At 72.1% G+C, this 15,986-nt stretch carries 19 protein-coding genes; 6 read left to right on the top strand and 13 right to left on the bottom strand.

The window, feature by feature from the left end; translation table 11 throughout:
* Position 1: 1 nt before the first annotated feature.
* The 4 genes from purL to ACYVLT_RS29765 form a co-directional block, all read right to left on the bottom strand.
* Complete coding sequence (purL, locus tag ACYVLT_RS29780) at positions 2–2,269, bottom strand: phosphoribosylformylglycinamidine synthase subunit PurL (protein WP_461123487.1); 2,268 nt, start codon at positions 2,267–2,269, stop codon at positions 2–4.
* Positions 2,266–2,937 (bottom strand): phosphoribosylformylglycinamidine synthase subunit PurQ, encoded by a 672-nt coding sequence (gene purQ / locus ACYVLT_RS29775; RefSeq protein WP_461123486.1) that lies wholly within the window; start codon positions 2,935–2,937, stop codon positions 2,266–2,268. The genes purL and purQ overlap by 4 nt, the downstream gene beginning before the upstream one ends.
* Positions 2,934–3,173, bottom strand: coding sequence for a phosphoribosylformylglycinamidine synthase subunit PurS (gene purS, locus ACYVLT_RS29770; RefSeq protein ID WP_033428368.1), 240 nt, complete (start codon positions 3,171–3,173; stop codon positions 2,934–2,936). Before purS ends, purQ begins: the two co-directional genes overlap by 4 nt.
* A 228-nt stretch (positions 3,174–3,401) precedes the next feature.
* Complete coding sequence (locus ACYVLT_RS29765) at positions 3,402–3,593, bottom strand: hypothetical protein (protein WP_461123485.1); 192 nt, start codon at positions 3,591–3,593, stop codon at positions 3,402–3,404.
* A 289-nt stretch (positions 3,594–3,882) separates the two neighbouring features.
* Between ACYVLT_RS29765 and ACYVLT_RS29760 the strand changes: the two genes are divergently transcribed.
* Entirely contained in the window at positions 3,883–4,854 is a 972-nt protein-coding gene (locus ACYVLT_RS29760; protein ID WP_461123484.1) for an NAD-dependent epimerase/dehydratase family protein, read from the top strand.
* Between the two features lie 4 nt (positions 4,855–4,858).
* On the opposite strand, the gene ACYVLT_RS29755 is transcribed toward ACYVLT_RS29760, so the two are convergent.
* Together ACYVLT_RS29755 and ACYVLT_RS29750 are read right to left on the bottom strand one after the other, a co-directional pair.
* Positions 4,859–5,563: a DUF2334 domain-containing protein gene (locus ACYVLT_RS29755; protein ID WP_461123483.1), complete on the bottom strand. Its 705-nt coding sequence runs from the start codon at positions 5,561–5,563 to the stop codon at positions 4,859–4,861.
* A 72-nt stretch (positions 5,564–5,635) separates the two neighbouring features.
* Positions 5,636–6,538, bottom strand: coding sequence for a phosphoribosylaminoimidazolesuccinocarboxamide synthase (locus ACYVLT_RS29750; protein WP_461123482.1), 903 nt, complete (start codon positions 6,536–6,538; stop codon positions 5,636–5,638).
* A gap of 62 nt (positions 6,539–6,600) precedes the next feature.
* Between ACYVLT_RS29750 and ACYVLT_RS29745 the strand changes: the two genes are divergently transcribed.
* The 4 genes from ACYVLT_RS29745 to ACYVLT_RS29730 all read left to right on the top strand — a co-directional run bounded on the left by ACYVLT_RS29745 (position 6,601) and on the right by ACYVLT_RS29730 (position 9,548).
* On the top strand, positions 6,601–7,452 hold the full coding sequence (locus ACYVLT_RS29745; RefSeq protein WP_461123481.1) for an ABC transporter substrate-binding protein: 852 nt from the start codon (positions 6,601–6,603) through the stop codon (positions 7,450–7,452).
* On the top strand, positions 7,449–8,279 hold the full coding sequence (locus ACYVLT_RS29740) for an amino acid ABC transporter permease (RefSeq protein WP_461123480.1): 831 nt from the start codon (positions 7,449–7,451) through the stop codon (positions 8,277–8,279). The genes ACYVLT_RS29745 and ACYVLT_RS29740 overlap by 4 nt, the downstream gene beginning before the upstream one ends.
* A complete protein-coding gene (locus ACYVLT_RS29735; RefSeq protein ID WP_461123479.1) occupies positions 8,276–9,025 on the top strand; it encodes an amino acid ABC transporter ATP-binding protein in 750 nt (249 codons plus the stop codon). The genes ACYVLT_RS29740 and ACYVLT_RS29735 overlap by 4 nt, the downstream gene beginning before the upstream one ends.
* Before the next feature lie 106 nt (positions 9,026–9,131).
* Positions 9,132–9,548, top strand: a complete 417-nt coding sequence (locus ACYVLT_RS29730) for a hypothetical protein (RefSeq protein ID WP_461123478.1) — start codon at positions 9,132–9,134, stop codon at positions 9,546–9,548.
* Positions 9,549–9,608: 60 nt separating this feature from the next.
* Here the strand turns inward: ACYVLT_RS29730 and purB are convergent, their stop codons facing one another.
* From purB to ACYVLT_RS29695, 7 genes are read right to left on the bottom strand one after another with little or no spacing between them, the layout of a single operon-like run.
* Positions 9,609–11,042: an adenylosuccinate lyase gene (gene purB / locus ACYVLT_RS29725; protein WP_461123477.1), complete on the bottom strand. Its 1,434-nt coding sequence runs from the start codon at positions 11,040–11,042 to the stop codon at positions 9,609–9,611.
* Between the two features lie 47 nt (positions 11,043–11,089).
* Complete coding sequence (locus ACYVLT_RS29720) at positions 11,090–11,908, bottom strand: hypothetical protein (RefSeq protein ID WP_461123476.1); 819 nt, start codon at positions 11,906–11,908, stop codon at positions 11,090–11,092.
* Complete coding sequence (locus ACYVLT_RS29715) at positions 11,905–12,435, bottom strand: RNA polymerase sigma factor (RefSeq protein ID WP_360463043.1); 531 nt, start codon at positions 12,433–12,435, stop codon at positions 11,905–11,907. Before ACYVLT_RS29715 ends, ACYVLT_RS29720 begins: the two co-directional genes overlap by 4 nt.
* A 48-nt stretch (positions 12,436–12,483) precedes the next feature.
* Entirely contained in the window at positions 12,484–13,068 is a 585-nt protein-coding gene (locus tag ACYVLT_RS29710; RefSeq protein WP_461123475.1) for a TetR/AcrR family transcriptional regulator, read from the bottom strand.
* Positions 13,069–13,081: 13 nt separating this feature from the next.
* On the bottom strand, positions 13,082–13,432 hold the full coding sequence (locus ACYVLT_RS29705) for a DMT family transporter (RefSeq protein WP_461123474.1): 351 nt from the start codon (positions 13,430–13,432) through the stop codon (positions 13,082–13,084).
* Between the two features lie 60 nt (positions 13,433–13,492).
* A complete protein-coding gene (locus tag ACYVLT_RS29700) occupies positions 13,493–14,248 on the bottom strand; it encodes a hypothetical protein (protein WP_461123473.1) in 756 nt (251 codons plus the stop codon).
* Between the two features lie 17 nt (positions 14,249–14,265).
* A complete protein-coding gene (locus ACYVLT_RS29695; protein ID WP_461123472.1) occupies positions 14,266–14,784 on the bottom strand; it encodes a SigE family RNA polymerase sigma factor in 519 nt (172 codons plus the stop codon).
* A 152-nt stretch (positions 14,785–14,936) separates the two neighbouring features.
* Between ACYVLT_RS29695 and ACYVLT_RS29690 the strand changes: the two genes are divergently transcribed.
* Complete coding sequence (locus ACYVLT_RS29690) at positions 14,937–15,956, top strand: threonine aldolase family protein (protein ID WP_461123471.1); 1,020 nt, start codon at positions 14,937–14,939, stop codon at positions 15,954–15,956.
* The last annotated feature ends 30 nt before the right edge of the window (positions 15,957–15,986 follow it).

The following is a 15,986-nucleotide window of genomic DNA, read 5'->3' as shown; positions in this document are numbered from 1 at the left end:
TTCAGTCGAACAGCGCCGGGAGGGTGCCCTCCCAGGCCTCACGCAGCTCGGCCAGCGGCAGCGAGCCCAGCTCCTGGATCTCCAGCGCGTCGGACTCCGGGTCCACCACGCCGACCTTGCGCCACGGCAGGCCGCGCGCGGTGCACATGTCGGTGAACCGCAACTCCTCCGTGCGCGGCACGGCCACCAGCACGCGGGCCGTCGACTCGCTGAACAGCTCGGTGAACTTCTCGCCCTCCAGGAACACCCGGGCGCCGACCTCGCCGATCAGGCACGTCTCCACCAGCGCCTGCGCCAGGCCACCGTCGGACAGGTCGTGCGCGGCGGACAGCATGCCGTCGCGCGAACCCGCCACCAGCACCTCGCCCAGCAGCTTCTCCCGGGCCAGGTCCACCTTCGGCGGCAGACCGCCCAGGTGGCCGTGCACGACGTGCGCCCACTCCGAGCCGCCGAACTCCTCGCGCGTCTCGCCGAGCAGCAACAGCGTCTCGCCCGCCTCGGCGCCGATGCCGGTCGGGATGCGGCGGCGGACGTCGTCGATCACGCCGAGCACGCCCACCACCGGCGTCGGCAGGATCGCCGTGGCACCGGTCTGGTTGTAGAAGCTGACGTTGCCGCCGGTCACCGGGATGCCCAGCTCGACGCACCCGTCCGCGAGGCCCCGCACCGCCTGCTCGAACTGCCACATCACCGCCGGGTCCTCCGGCGAGCCGAAGTTCAGGCAGTTCGTCACGGCGACCGGCGTCGCACCCGTCGTCGCCACGTTGCGGTACGCCTCGGCCAGCGCCAGCTGCGCGCCCGCGTACGGGTCCAGCTTGGTGTAGCGGCCGTTGCAGTCCGTGGACAGCGCCACGCCCCGGTTGGTCGACTCGTCGATGCGGATCATCCCCGAGTCGGCCGGCTGCGCGAGCACCGTGCCGCCGCGCACGTACCGGTCGTACTGCTGGGTCACCCACCGCTTCGACGCCAGGTTCGGCGTCGCGGCCATGGACTTGATGAGCCCGAGCAGCTCGTCGTCGGCGGGCCTCGGCAGCCGGTCCGGCGTGTCGGCCTGCACCGCGTCCTGGTCGGCCGGGCGCTCGATCGGCCGGTGGTACACCGGGCCCTCGTGCGCGACGGTGCGCGGCGGCACGTCCAGCACGACCTCGTCGTGCCAGGTGATGACCAGCCGGTCGCCCTCGGTGACCTCGCCGATCTCGGTGGCGATGACGTCCCACTTCGCGCAGACCGCCATGAACGCGTCCAGGTCCTCGGGCCGCACGACCGCGCACATGCGCTCCTGCGACTCGCTGGACAGGATCTCCGCCGGCGTCATGCCCGACGCGCGCAGCGGCACCCGGTCCAGGTAGACGTGCATGCCCCCGTCACCGGCACTGGCCAGCTCCGACGTCGCGCACGCCAGGCCCGCGCCGCCCAGGTCCTGGATGCCGACCACGATCCGCTCGGCGAACAGCTCCAGGCAGCACTCGATCAGCACCTTCTCGGTGAACGGGTCGCCGACCTGCACGCTGGGCAGCTTCTTGCGCTTGCCGGCCCCAGCCGTGTCGTCGAACGTCTCGCTGGCCAGCACGGACACGCCACCGATGCCGTCCAGACCGGTGCGGGCACCGAACAGGATGACCTTGTTGCCGGTGCCCGAGGCGTGCGCCAGGTGCAGGTCCTCGACCCGCATCGCACCCACGCACAGGGCGTTGACCAGCGGGTTGCCCGCGTAGGACGCGTCGAACACGACCTCGCCGCCGATGTTGGGCAGGCCGAGGCAGTTGCCGTAGCCGCCGACGCCCGCGACGATCCCCGGCAGCACGCGGCGGGTGTCCGGCGCGTCGGCCGGGCCGAACCGCAGCGGGTCCATCACGGCCAGCGGGCGCGCGCCCATCGCCAGGATGTCGCGCACGATGCCGCCCACGCCGGTCGCCGCGCCCTGGTAGGGCTCGACGTAGGACGGGTGGTTGTGGCTCTCGGCCTTGAACGTGATCGCCCAGCCGTCGCCGATGTCGACCACGCCCGCGTTCTCGCCGATGCCCGCGAGCATCTTCGCGCGCATCTCGTCGGTGGTCGTGTCGCTGAAGTACTTGAGGTGCACCTTGGACGACTTGTAGGAGCAGTGCTCGCTCCACATCACCGAGTACATGGCCAGCTCGGCGGCCGTGGGGCGGCGGCCCAGGATGTCCTTGATGCGGGCGTACTCGTCGTCCTTGAGGCCCAGCTCCTTGTAGGGCTGCTCCTGGTCGGGCGTGCTCTCCGCGTTCTTGACGGTGTCGACGGTCATGCCTTCACCACCGAGTCGACGAGGGACAGGAACATGCCGAGGCCGTCGTCGGTCGGGCCGGTGAGCGCGTCGATGGCGTGCTCCGGGTGCGGCATCAGGCCGACGACGCGACCGTTGGCGCTGGTGATGCCCGCGATGTCGTTGCGCGAGCCGTTCGGGTTCTCGCCGACGTAGCGGAACACCACCCGGCCCTCGCCCTCCAGCTCGTCCAAAGTGGACTTGTCGGCCTGGTAGCCGCCCTCGCCGGACTTCAGCGGCACGAGGACCTCCGCGCCCTGGTCGTACCGGGTGGTCCAGGCGGTGGAGTTGTTCTCGACCTTCAACCACTGGTCGCGGCACACGAAGTGCAGCTTGTGGTTGCGGATGAGCGCGCCGGGCAGCAGGTGGGCCTCGCAGAGGATCTGGAAGCCGTTGCAGATGCCGAGGACCGGCATGCCCTTGCGGGCCGCGTCCACGACCTCGGTCATGACCGGCGCGAACCGGGCGATCGCGCCGCAGCGCAGGTAGTCGCCGTAGGAGAACCCACCGGGCACGATGACCGCGTCGACGTTCTTCAGGTCGTGATCGGCGTGCCAGAGCTTGACCGCCTCACCGCCCGCGTACCGGACCGCGCGCTCGGCGTCGACGTCGTCCAGCGTGCCGGGGAACGTGATGACCCCGACCCTCATGCCTCTACCCGCCTCACGACCCAGTCCTCGATCACGGGGTTGGCGAGGAAGGTCTCGGCGATCTTGGCGAGCGTGGCGTCGTCGACGTCGTCGGCGACCTCCAGCTCGAAGTGCTTGCCCTGGCGGACACTGGTGATTCCGTCGAACCCGAGACGGGGCAGCGCGTTGGCCACCGCCTGTCCTTGCGGGTCGAGGATTTCGGGCTTCGGCATGACGTCGACGACGACTCGGGCCACGACAGGCTGCTCCAAGCTAGGAGGGCTGCGGTACTGCCGAAGCCTACCTGACCAGGGTGTTCATCAACTTCACAGGTGGCGGGCGGCACACGTTCACCTCGGATCACCCGATCGTGACGCAGCGCTTCGGGGCCGGTTCTCGCTAACCTGATCGCAGCCGAGGCCAGTAGGCCGAGGAAGTGAGCGCGGTCCCCCTCCGGACGGTCGGGCGGCCGCGCTTCGCGCTGTCTACGGCCAGTCCAGCCTGACCACGGAGCCCATCAGGGGTGCCGCCCGCCGAGCCCAGTCACCGCCTGCACCGTGGCACCACGCGCCGATGTCGGCCAGCCAGAGCAGCGGTTCAGCCACGCTGTTGATGTGCTCGTAGACGAGTCGACTCTCGCCAGGGCGCTTGGCCGGCACATGACGGATGGTGCGCATGTCGAAAAGATCCCGTTCCTGACCTACCTGACTAGAACAATCCCGCCCGAACGTGTGTTCGCTTGCCCATCGGTCCAATATCGAGACGGATTCACCCGGCGGGAATGAGAATTCCGGCGTATTCCTTCGCTGAGGTCGAGGTAGCCGAGGCCCCGTAGGCGGAGGAAGTGAGTACGGCACCCGTCCGGACGGTCGGCGGCCGTGCTCGCGCCTTTTCCCCGCCCACCCGGCCGTTCGCTGTGGGCGGACGTGGTGGCGGCGCGGCCGGGTGGGACGCAGGGTGGGGATCATGCGCATCCTGGTACTGGGCGGCACGGTGTTCCTCAGCAGGGCGACGGCTGCCGAAGCGGTGCGGCGGGGGCACGAGGTGGTCTGCGCGGCACGTGGGGAGTCCGGCCAGGTGCCCGAGGGCGCCACGCTGGTCGCCGTCGACCGCGACGTCGACCTCGGACCGCTCGAAGGCGAGCACTTCGACGCGGTGGTGGACGTGGCCAAGATGTCGGTCACCTGGGTCCGCCGGGCGTTGCGATCGGTGACCGCGGACCACTGGACGTTCGTCTCCAGCTGCTCCGTCTACGCCGACCACTCCGTCCCCGGCGCCACGGCCACGCTCGCCCCGCTGGAGGACGACCCCGGCGCGCCGATGTCGCCCGACCGCTACGGCGCGGTCAAGGTGGCCAGTGAGCACGCCGTCCTCGACGCCGTCGGCGACCGCGCGTTCATCGTCCGCGCCGGCCTCATCACCGGCCCCGGCGACCCGAGCGACCGGTTCGGCTACTGGCCCAACCGGCTGTCCCGGGGTGGCCGCGTCGCCGTCCCCGACGCGCCCGACCAGCCCGCGCAGCACGTCGACGTGCGCGACCTGGCCGCCTGGATCGTGGACGCCGCCGAGCGGCGCACCACCGGCACCTACGACGCGATCGGCCCGGCCAACCCGTTGTCGCTGGTCCTGGGTGAGATCGCGGGCGCCGTCGCACCGCAGGGCACGGTGCTGGTCCGCATCCCCGAGCCGGTCCTCAAGCGGCACGAGGTGGAGCCGTGGACGGGGCCCCGGTCCCTGCCGCTGTGGCTGCCGCCGACCCACCGGGCGATGATGTTCCGCGACGCGGGTCCCGCGTTGGCCGCCGGTCTGCGGGTCCGGTCCACGGCCGAGACGGCGGTCGACGCGCTGGCGCACGAACGGGCCCTCGGCCCGGACCGCAACCGCCGCGCGGGACTGCCGCCGGACGTCGAGGACGCGCTGCTGCACGACGTGGGCTGAGCGGCTACCGCGCCCTGGTCGGCACCGCGCCCGAGGGCGTGGACGTCGTGCCGTGCGACGAGCCGTACGTCGCGGGCGACGCGCCGTGGTGCAGCGCCAGGTCGACGGCCTCCAGCAGCACCTCGCGCGGCCCGAGCCGGTCCAGGTCCGCCGCGTCCGCACCGATCCGCACGAGCCCGCCGCGCCGGGCCTCCCGACCGACGCCGAGCAGGTAGCTCCAGTGCTCGCCGACCACCCGCACCCGGCCCGTCCGCACGTCGCCGGTGCGCAGGTCGCGCACGCCCGCCATGTCCGCGCACACCGCGAACCGGTGCCGCCGCAGCGCGACCACGGTGCCCGGTGACGCCAGCCACCCCGGCGGCGCGAACAGGTCGGTGGCCAGCCCCAACCGCTCCAACGCGGCCCGTGCGGCGACCAGCCTCAGGCCTGCCTCGTGCGCGGGCAGCGCGGAGAACTCGGCGCGCCTGCGCAGCGACACGGCCCGGTGCGTCGGGTCCGGCTGGTGGTCGAAACCGTGCAGCACCAGCGCGTCACCGGCGGCCACGCGTCGGCGGACCCAGTTCAACGCCTCACCGGGCACGGCCTTGCGCGGTGCCAGGAGCAGCGACAGCGGCACCCGCCGCCGGTCCAGCTCGTCGGCGAGGTCGGCGCACCGGGCGAGCGTGCTCGGCCCGATGCCGGACAGCGAAACCACGAGTTCGGCGACCATGCCACCCAGTGCGCCTCATCGGCGTGTCGCCCGCTCTAAGTCGAGGTGACGGCCGGGTGCGGAGCCGGCGAACTATTCGGCGTCGGTCTCGGGACTGGGCCAGTCGGCGAACGACCGACCGGTGATCCGCTCGTACGCCTCCATGTACCGCGACCGGGTGGCGGCCACCACGTCGTCGGGCAGCGGTGGCGGCGGGGTGTCGGACGCCCGGTCCCAGCCGGAGGCGGGCGAGGTCAGCCAGTCGCGCACGTACTGCTTGTCGAACGACGGCTGCACCCGTCCCGGCTCGTAGCCGTCCAGCGGCCAGTACCGCGACGAGTCCGGCGTCAGCACCTCGTCGCCGAGCACCAGCGCACCGGACCGGTCCAGGCCGAACTCGAACTTCGTGTCGGCGAGGATCACGCCGCGCGACCGGGCGAACTCCCGCGCCGCGCCGTAGACCTCCAGGGTCACGTCCCGCAGCCGGCCCGCCAACTCGGCGCCCACCTCGGCCTCGACGTGCGCGAACGACACGTTCTCGTCGTGCGCGCCGAGCTCGGCCTTGGTCGTCGGGGTGAAGATCGGCGGCACCAGCTCCGAGGCCTCCACCAGCCCGGACGGCAGCTCCACCCCGCACACCGACCCGGTCCGCCGGTACTCGGCCATGCCCGACCCGGTCAGGTAGCCGCGGGCCACGCACTCGACCTGGACCATCTCCAGTCGCCGCACCAGCAGCGCCCGGCCGCGCACCTCGGCGGGGATGCGCGGGTCGTCCCACGCCACCAGGTGATTGGGCACCAGGTCCGCGAACCGTTCGAACCAGAACACGCTCATCGCGGTGAGCACCCGCCCCTTGTCGGGGATCGCGGTGGTCAGCACGTGGTCGAAGGCGGAGATCCGGTCGGACGCCACGAACAGCAGCAGGTCGTCGTCCACCTCGTGGACGTGACGGACCTTGCCGGCGGCGACCTGCCGGTAGTCGGCGAGCTTGGGCACGGCCGAAGCCTACTGGTGCCGGCTCGTGGGCAGCCCTTCCCACCTGCGGCAAGATTCACCCCATGCGTGCACCCGGACTGATACTCGCCGTGACCGCCATCCTCGCGGTCGGCTGCGCCCCAGCGGACCAGACCACGCCGCCGACCAACCAGGTGGACGGCGTGGCCTGCACGAAGGACAAGCTGCCCACCCTCACCCCGGGCAAGATCACCTTCGGCACGGACCAACCGGTGTACGAGCCCTGGTTCGTGGACGACGACCCGACCAACGGCAAGGGCTTCGAGTCGGCGATCGCCTACGCCCTGGCCGAGGAGCTGGGCTACGCCAAGACCGACGTGGTGTGGACGCGGGTGCCGTTCAACGCGGCGATCCAGCCGGGCAAGAAGACCTACGACATGGACCTGAACGAGTTCTCCATCACCGACGAGCGCAAGCAGGCCGTCGACTTCTCCGCGCCGTACTACGACGTGGACCAGGCGGTGATCACGCTGAACTCCTCCAAGGCCGCGTCGGTGAAGACGCTGGCGGAGCTCAAGCAGGTCAAGATCGGCGCCCAGGTCGGCACGACCAGCTTCGACGCCGCCGAGCGCCTCCAGCCCGAGCAGGACGTCGCGGTCTACAACACCAACGACGACGCCAAGGCCGCGTTGCGCGCCGGGCAGATCGACGCGCTGGTGGTGGACCTGCCGACCGCGTTCTACATCACGTCCGCGGAACTGGAGGACGGCCTGATCATCGGCCAGATCCCGCAGGGCGACGGCAAGCCCGAGCAGTTCGGCATCGTGCTGGACAAGGGCAGCCCGCTCACCGCGTGCGTGTCGACGGCGGTGGAGAACCTGCGCGCCGAGGGCACGCTGAGCAGGATCGAGCAGGAGTGGCTGGCGTCCGCGGGCACCGCACCCGAGCTGAAGTGACGAGCGAGCTGCAACGGGAGCGCCTGGCCTACAAGCGCTCCCGTTCGCGGCGGTCCACCCTGGTCGCCCTGCTGTCGACCGCCGTGTTCGCCGTCGCGGTCGGGGTCACCGTCGCCGGCGCGCCCGGCTGGCCACGCGTGCGGCAGTCGTTCTTCAACGTGGAGATCGCGTGGCGCTCGCTGCCCGCGATCCTCGAAGGGCTCTGGCTGAACCTGCGCGTGCTGGCCGTGTGCGGGGTGCTGATCCTGGTGCTGGCGCTGCTCGTGGCCATGTTGCGGACGCTGCGCAGCCCGGTGTGGTTCCCGCTGCGCGCGCTGGCCACGGTGTACGTGGACCTGTTCCGCGGCCTGCCGTTGATCATCCTGCTGTACCTGGTCGGGTTCGGCCTGCCCGCGCTGCGGCTGACCGGCGTGCCCAACGACTTCGTCGTGCTCGGCGGGGCGGCGCTGGTGCTCGCCTACACCGCGTACGTGGCCGAGGTGTTCCGCGCCGGCATTGAATCGGTCCACCCGTCGCAGGTCGCGGCGGCCCGGTCGCTCGGCCTCGGTCCGCGCAAGACGCTGCGGCTGGTGGTGCTGCCGCAGGCCGTCCGCCGGGTCATGCCGGCGCTGCTCAACGACTTCGTCGCGTTGCAGAAGGACTGCGGGTTGATCTCCGTGCTCGGCGCGGTGGACGCGGTGCGCGCCGCGCAGATCGAGCAGGCACGGGCGTTCAACTTCACCCCGTACGTGGTCGCGGGACTGCTGTTCGTGCTGCTCGCGGCGCCCACGGCGCGGTTCGCCGACGCCATGGGCCGCCGGTTGGAACGCCGCCAGGGGGGCCGATGACCGAGCCGGTGCTGAGCGTGCGGGGCGTCGTCAAGCGCTACGGCGGCGACACCGTGCTGGACGGGATCAGCCTCGACGTGCACGAGCACGAGGTGGTCACCGTGATCGGGTCGTCGGGGTCGGGCAAGTCGACCCTGTTGCGGTGCGTGAACCTGCTGGAGGAGTTGGACGACGGTCAGGTGCTGCTCGACGGCGTGGACGTGTCCGACCCGCGGGTGGACGCCGACCAGGCCCGGCGCGGCATGGGCATCGTGTTCCAGGCGTTCAACCTGTTCCCGCACATGAGCGTGCTGGACAACATCACCCTCGCGCCGCGCGTGGTGCACGGCGTGCCGCGTGACGCGGCCGAGCGCAACGCCCGTGACCTGCTCGAACGGGTCGGCCTCGGTGATCGTGCGGGCAGCTACCCCGAGCACCTGTCCGGTGGGCAGCAGCAGCGGGTGGCGATCGCGCGGGCGTTGGCCTACTCGCCGCGGTTGCTGCTGCTGGACGAGATCACCAGCGCGTTGGACCCGGAGCTCGTCGGCGAGGTGTTGGCGCTGGTCAGGGAGCTGGCGGAGGCGGGAAGGACGATCCTGATGGCCACCCACGAGATGGGTTTCGCCCGGCAGGTGGCCGACCGGGTGGTGTTCCTCGACGGCGGCCGCCTGCTCGAATCGGGACCGCCCGAGCAGGTGCTCGGCGAGCCGGTGCACCCGCGCACCCGCCAGTTCCTCCGGAGGATCGTCGACGCCGGCCGCCTGTAAGGGGCCCGTCTTTCGGGGGCCCGTGTCAGGCCGCTCGGGAGACTCCACTTGGGGTATCGGACGAGTGACCCCTACTCTGCTTGCCGTGGTCCATCGGAAGGCATTTGTGGCACCTGTCGCGGCGGGCGGCGGGCTGCTCGTGCTGCTGCTCACGGGCGCCTGCGCGAAGCCGTCGGCGAGCCCGGAGCCCGTGGTGCTCCCGACGATCTCCAGCACGGCGCCGGTCACCTCGATCCCGGCGGTGGCGAACATCTCGGTGCGACCGGCGGCGACGACCCCGCCGCCACCACCGCCGACGGTGGCCGAGACGACCGAACCGCCGCCACCTCCACCGCCACCACCGGTCCAGGTCCAGCCGCAGCCGACGGTCAAGCCGACCACGACACCTCCCCGCTTCGACGAGGTGGCCATCGAGGGCTTCCCGTGCGACGAGGAGGGCGCGACCGCGGTCGACCCGGCGGGCCGCAAGCTGGTGTGCGAGAAGACCCGCCGGGGCCGCCTGGTGTGGAACCGGGCTGGGTAGGTTGCCGCTGCTCCGCAGACGGCGGCCCGGTCGCCTGGAAGTCGATCGTTCGCGATCTCGCTACAGGATGGGCTCCGGGACGTAGCCGGCCGCGGTCGGGTGGTTCGCCACCACGTCCTCGACCTGCCGCACCACGTCCGCGACCTGCTGCTCGGCCACACCGGTGAACGACAGGCGGTCGGCCAGCAGGGCGTCCAGGGCGGCGCGGTCCAGCGGCAGGCGGTCGTCGGCGGCGAGCCGGTCGAGCAGGTCGTTCTCGGCCAGGCCCTGCTCGCGCATGGCCAGCGCCACCGCCACCGCGTGCTCCTTGATGGCCTCGTGCGCGGTCTCCCGGCCCACGCCGGCGCGCACCGCCGCCATCAGCACCTTCGTCGTCGCCAGGAACGGCAGGTAGCGGTCCAGCTCGCGGGCCACGACCGCCGGGTACGCGCCGAACTCGTCCAGCACGGTGATGAACGTCTCCAGCAGCCCGTCGAAGGCGAAGAACGCGTCCGGCAGCGCGACCCGGCGCACCACCGAGCACGAGACGTCGCCCTCGTTCCACTGGTCGCCCGCCAGCTCGCCGACCATGGACAGGTAGCCGCGCAGGATGACCGCGAAGCCGTTGACCCGCTCGCACGACCGGGTGTTCATCTTGTGCGGCATCGCGCTGGAGCCGACCTGGCCCGCCTTGAAGCCCTCGGTGACCAGCTCGTGGCCCGCCATCAGCCGGATCGTCTTGGCCAGCGACGACGGTCCGGCGGCCAGCTGCACCAGGGTGGACAGGACGTCGAAGTCCAGCGACCGCGGGTAGACCTGGCCGACGCTGGTCAGCACGTTCTCGAAGTCCAGGTGGCCCGCCACGCGGCGTTCGAGCTCCACCAGCTTGTCCCGGTCGCCGCCGAGCAGGTCGAGCATGTCCTGGGCGGTGCCGACCGGGCCCTTGATGCCGCGCAGCGGGTAGCGGGCGATCAGCTCGTCCAGCCGGCGGAACGCGACCAGCAGTTCGTCCGCGGCGGTCGCGAAGCGCTTGCCGAGCGTGGTGGCCTGGGCGGCGACGTTGTGCGACCGGCCCGCGAGCACCAGGTCGGTGTGCTCGGCGGCCCGCCGGGCGAGGCGCGCCAGGACGGCGGCGGTCTTGCCGCGCACGTGCTCCAGCGACCGCACGACCTGCAACTGCTCGACGTTCTCGGTGAGGTCGCGCGACGTCATGCCCTTGTGCACGTGCTCGTGCCCGGCCAGCGCGTTGAACTCCTCGATGCGCGCCTTCACGTCGTGCCGGGTGACCCGCTCGCGCTCGGCGATCGACGCCAGGTCGACCTGCTCGACCACCCGCTCGTAGTCCTCGACGGCCTCGGCGGGAACGTCGATGCCGAGCTCGGCCTGGGCGCGCAGGACGGCGAGCCAGAGCTGCCGCTCCAGCACGATCTTGTGCTCGGCGGACCACAGCGTGGCCAGCTCGGTGGAGGCGTAGCGACCGGCGAGGACATTGGCGATTCGGGGCTTGACCGTCACGTGACCAGCATATTTCGCCCGGACGGGCCGCCGGACGCCGGGGAGCGTCAGGACACCGCCAGCTTCGGGTCGGTGGCCAGCGCCACCAGCTGGTCGACCGTCAACGCCACCTCGGCCCGCACCACCGAGCCCGTGGTCGGGTCGAAGTTGTAGCCGCTGACCTGCACCGCCGAGCCGTCGGCACGCAGGTGCGCGACCGTGTGCGTGACGAGCTTCCGGTTCGACGCGGTGGTGGGCAGGGCGTACAGCAGGTAGGTGCCGTCCTGCCGGCGCACGGCCTCGTCGCACCCGATCTCGGTGCAGAACTCGTCCCGGGTCACCCGCGACGGCGGCGTGGTGAGCCGCACCAGCACCTGGCTCGAACCGAACCGGTCGACGAAGCTCACCCACCCGGTGAGGTACCCGGGCTGCTTGTCGACGTCGACGAACTCGGTGCCCTGCACCTTCACGTCGGGCACGACCTCGGCGAACCGCTGGGTCAGGTACACCGAGAGGCGCGTGCCGGCGCCCGCGGCGAGCTTCGGCGGGACGTCGGCCCGCTGCTCGGTGGTCGCCGGTTGCTCCGGCACCGGGTCCTGCGGCACCGCCGACGACGTCGGGCTCGGCGCCGGGGCTGCCGACGACGCCGGCGTGGTGGTCAGCACGTGCCCGCTCGCCGCGTCGAGCCCGGGCCGCGGCTCGAACAAGCCGGGCAGCGACAGCACCGTGCCGGTGAGGGCGAGCGTCACCACCGCCACGGCCACCAGCGCGCGACGCCGCTTGCGCACGTGCCGGGCGCGTTGGATCAGCTCGTCCGCGTCGAAGCGCAACGGCGGCTCGTCGCCGACCGCGGCCCGCAGGCCTTCCCGCAGTTCCGCCTCGCTCATGACGCCACCACCGCCCCCCGCTCCAGTTGCTCGACCGCCGCCCGCAGCGCCACGAGGCCGCGCGCCGTCTGGCTCTTGACCGTCCCCTCGGTGCAGTTCATCGCGACCGCGACCTCGCTCACCGGCAGGTCCTCGAAGTACCTCAGCACCAGCACGGCCCGCTGGCGCGGCGGCACGCGCAGCAGCGCCGCGTGCACCAGGTCGCGTGCCCACAGCTGCTCGCCCGCCCGGTCCGGGTCCGCCGCCGAGTCGGCCACGTCCGGCACCTCGCCGTCACGCTGCTCGACCCGCCGCCACGGCCTGCGCTTCTCGTCCAGCCACGTGCGCAGCAGCACCTTGCGGGCGTACCCCGACGGGTTGTCGCGCCACTCGATCCGGTGCCAGGCCTGGTACAGCTTGAGCAGGCTGGCCTGCATCAGGTCCTCGGCCATGTGCCAGTCGCCGCAGAACAGGTACGCGGTGCGCCGCAACGAAGCGGCATGGCTCACCGCGAACTCACGGAAGCCCTGCTCTTCCGCCTTGCGCATGCCGATCGGTCCCCTTCCGCGCCCCCACACCTTCTACGCGGTCGGGGGTCAGCGAGGTTGCATCGACTTGCTCAGCATGCGCCGGGCGGCGGCCCTGGGGTCCGGGCTGATCTCGATGAGCGCGTTCACCACGGCGCCGTCGACCAGCGCGATCAGCTCCTCCACGCGTTCGCGGCCGACCGGCTGACCGGCCCGGGCGAAGATGTCGACCAGCAGGGCGTGCAGCTCGCCGGACATCCGGCGCATCAACGGCCGCAGGTACGGCCGCCGACCGGTGGCGACGAGGCGTTCGTAGCGCAGCAGCACCGCCTCGGCGTCGCGTTCGCCGGACGGCCCGAGCAGCAGGTCCAGCACGAGCTCGATGAACGCGTCGCCGCCGCACTCGCGCGGGTCGAGCTCGTCGAGCCGTGCCTTGCCGTAGGCCAGCTCGGCGTTGCCGTGGAACTCCAGGGCGGCGATGACCAGCTCGTCCAGCGAGTCGAAGTAGTACGTGGTGGAGGCCAGCGGCAGGCCCGCGCGCTCGGCTACGGCGCGGTGCCGGATCGCGTCGAAGCCGCCGTCGGCCAGGAGGCCCGCGGCGGCTTCGACCAGCGCCTGGCGCCGGCGTTCGCCCTTCGGCGTTGCGGCTGTCATTGCAGGAAAGGTACTAGTGCCCGCCACCGGCCAGGTTGAGGCCGACGACACCGCTGACGATGAGGCCGATGGAGACCAGCTTGAGCGTGCTGACGCCGTCGCCGAGCCAGATCATGCCGATGACGGCGGTGAGCGCCGCGCCGATCCCGGTCCACACCGCGTACGCCGGTCCGGCGGGCAGCTGCTTCATGGCCCACGCCAGGCCCGCGAAGCTGACCAGCGCGAACACGGCGAACGCCACGGTCCACCACAGTCTGCTGAAGCCGTCGGAGAGCTTCAGCGCGACCGCCCAGCCCGCCTCGAAGAACCCGGACACGATGAGCACGGCCCACGCCATGACGACCACCCCCTCAATCTGGTACAAGCGTACCAAATTAGTGGTGCGCGAGTTCGGTGGTGGGTGGTGATCCGGGTCGCCGCGACTTCAGAACCGGGCCGCGAGCCGCTGCGCCAACCCGGCCAGGTCGTCCGCGAACGGCTCGTCCGGCGAGCCCTCCTCCGACCGGCTGAGCACGTGCAGCTCCTGGCCGCCGCGCGTCTTCGCGCTCGTGGCCACGTAGGAGCGGTCGGGCACCAGCCCGGTCGTGCCCGCCGGTGCGATCACGGCGGACACCGTGCCGTAGCGGTCCCCGTCGCGCACGAGGAAGCTCGCGCCACGCGCGTCGGTCGGGCAGTCGACGGGCGCGGGCGACGCATCGTCGGCGTTGGCGACCGAGAGCTCGTCGGCGAGGGCGACGGCGAGCTCCCGGTCCACCTCAACGCACCCGCGTTGGGCGCTGCCGACCTTGGAGCGGTCGGCACTCCCCGATGGCTCGTCCCCCTGCGTAGACGGGTCTTCGGGGATGATCTTGGGCGGGTTTCCACCGTTGCGGTCCGGTGAACCGTTCTCCGACAGCACCTCCGGCTCGCCCGCGCCGAAGGGTGTGAGGTTAGGGGACGAAGCGTCCTGAGCGGAACCCGCGGCGGCGCGATCGGCGCTCGTGTTCCCCACGAGGTCCGCGGTGACGACCAGGCCGCCGAACACCAGCACGACCGCCATGGCGGCGCCGACGGCGACGGCCGACCTGCGCCGCGCGGTCGCCCGCGCCGAGGCCGTCCGCACGGCGCCCACGTCGAAGGACGGGGGCGGCGCGTCCCGGGCCGCGTCGCGGAACAGCTCGGCGAGCTTGTGCTCGTCCACCTACCTCCTCCTCCCGCTCACGACGCCGGCCGCAAGTCTTCGATCGAGTCGCCCAACGCCTCGCGCAGGGCGTCCAGACCCCTGGAGGTCTGGCTCTTCACCGTGCCCTCGGAGCACCCCAACGCCTCGGCCGCCGCCGCGACGTCCAGGCCCTCCAGGAACCGGAGCACGAGCACCGCCCGCTGCCTCGGCGGCACCCGTCGCAAGCCCGCGACCAGCGCCTCGCGCGTCGCCACCGAGTCCGCCACCTCACCGTCACCCGAGGGCGTCTCCGGGACCTCGTCCACGAAGCGCTCCCGCCGCCACGGCCGGCGCGACTCGTCGATCACCGCGCGCACCAGGGACCGGCGGACGTAGGCGTCCAGGGCCTGCTTGTCCCGGACCTTGCGCCACCTGCGGTGCAACGCGACGAACGCGGTCTGCGCGAAGTCGTCCGCCCGGTGCCAGTCACCACAGAGCAGGAACGCCGTTCGGCGCACGGCCTCCCGGCGAGCTGCGAAGTACTCCGCGAACTCCTGCTCGTCGCGCTGATCCACGCGAACTGTCTCCACTCGTCGTGCTTGCACTGACCGGACGGAACCGGGGGCGCCCACGGTTGCACGCCGGTCCACCGAGACTTGCGTCACCCCCATCGTGGTACCGCCGGCACGACTGGGTCAGGGCTTGCCCGGTGTGATGTGATCCATTCGTGACCCAGCTCTCGCCGCTCGACTTCCGCTCCGACACCGTCACCCAGCCGGACGAGACCATGAGACTGGCCATGGCCGGCGCCGAGGTCGCCGACGACGTGCTCGACCACGACCCCACCATGCGTCAGCTCGAAGAGCGGGTCGCGGAGCTGCTGGGCGTGGACGCGGCGTTGTGGGTGCCGTCGGGGTCGATGGGCAACCTGATCGCGCTGACCGTGCACCTGCGCCCCGGCGACCGGTTCCTCGCGCCGCGCGGCGCCCACGTGCTCGACAACGAGCTGGGCACGGCGGCGTGGATCGCGGGCGGGATGCCGGAGCCGTTGGAGTGCGACGCGGGGCCGGGTCGGGCGTCACCCGATGCGGTGCGTGCGGCGGCGGGGACGTCCGGGCCCTACTACACGCTGCGCACGACGCTCCTGTGCCTGGAGAACACGCACAACGCCGCCGGTGGGGCCGTGACGCAGCCCGACGAGCACGCGCTGCTGGTCTCGGCGGCGAAGGAGACCGGCCTGCGGGTGCACCTGGACGGCGCGCGGTTGTGGAACGCGTCCGTGGCGCTGGGGCTGCCGCCGGCGGCGTTGACGGTCGGGGTGGACACCGTGCAGGTGTGCCTGTCGAAGGGGCTCGGCGCGCCGGTCGGGTCGATCGTGGCCGGGACCACGTCGTTCGTCGCGGAGGCGCGGCGGGTGCGGAAGATGCTCGGCGGCGGCGTGCGGCAGGGTGGCGTGCTGGCCGCGGCGGGCCTGGTCGGGCTGGGGCGCATCGACGACCTGGCGCAGGACCACGCGAACGCCCGCACGTTGGCGCGCGGCCTGGCCGAGCTGGGGTGGCAGGTGGACGAGCCGGAGACCAACATCGTGCTGGCCGGCGTGCCCGACCTGGAGGTGACGTTGACCGGCCTGCGGCACCTGGGGGTGTTCGCCGGGCCGATGGCGGGCAAGGTGCGGTTCGTGCTGCACCGCGACGTGGGCGCGGACGACGTGGCCGAGGCGTTGCGGCGGATCGGATCCGCGAGCTGACGCCGGGTGGTGTTCGACCACGGCGGGATG

This window comes from Saccharothrix stipae, assembly GCF_054781895.1.
Note: the sequence above shows the minus strand (reverse complement) of the source record. Positions and strands in the feature narration are given on the sequence as shown.

Excerpts from the sequence above, each read along its gene's own strand:
- purL (WP_461123487.1), bottom strand. The coding sequence starts at position 2,269 with ATGACCGTCGACACCGTCAAGAACGCGGAGAGCACGCCCGACCAGGAG.
- purQ (WP_461123486.1), bottom strand. The coding sequence starts at position 2,937 with ATGAGGGTCGGGGTCATCACGTTCCCCGGCACGCTGGACGACGTCGAC.
- ACYVLT_RS29765 (WP_461123485.1), bottom strand. The coding sequence starts at position 3,593 with ATGCGCACCATCCGTCATGTGCCGGCCAAGCGCCCTGGCGAGAGTCGA.
- ACYVLT_RS29760 (WP_461123484.1), top strand. The coding sequence starts at position 3,883 with ATGCGCATCCTGGTACTGGGCGGCACGGTGTTCCTCAGCAGGGCGACG.
- ACYVLT_RS29755 (WP_461123483.1), bottom strand. The coding sequence starts at position 5,563 with ATGGTCGCCGAACTCGTGGTTTCGCTGTCCGGCATCGGGCCGAGCACG.
- ACYVLT_RS29745 (WP_461123481.1), top strand. The coding sequence starts at position 6,601 with ATGCGTGCACCCGGACTGATACTCGCCGTGACCGCCATCCTCGCGGTC.
- ACYVLT_RS29735 (WP_461123479.1), top strand. The coding sequence starts at position 8,276 with ATGACCGAGCCGGTGCTGAGCGTGCGGGGCGTCGTCAAGCGCTACGGC.
- ACYVLT_RS29720 (WP_461123476.1), bottom strand. The coding sequence starts at position 11,908 with ATGAGCGAGGCGGAACTGCGGGAAGGCCTGCGGGCCGCGGTCGGCGAC.
- ACYVLT_RS29715 (WP_360463043.1), bottom strand. The coding sequence starts at position 12,435 with ATGCGCAAGGCGGAAGAGCAGGGCTTCCGTGAGTTCGCGGTGAGCCAT.
- ACYVLT_RS29710 (WP_461123475.1), bottom strand. The coding sequence starts at position 13,068 with ATGACAGCCGCAACGCCGAAGGGCGAACGCCGGCGCCAGGCGCTGGTC.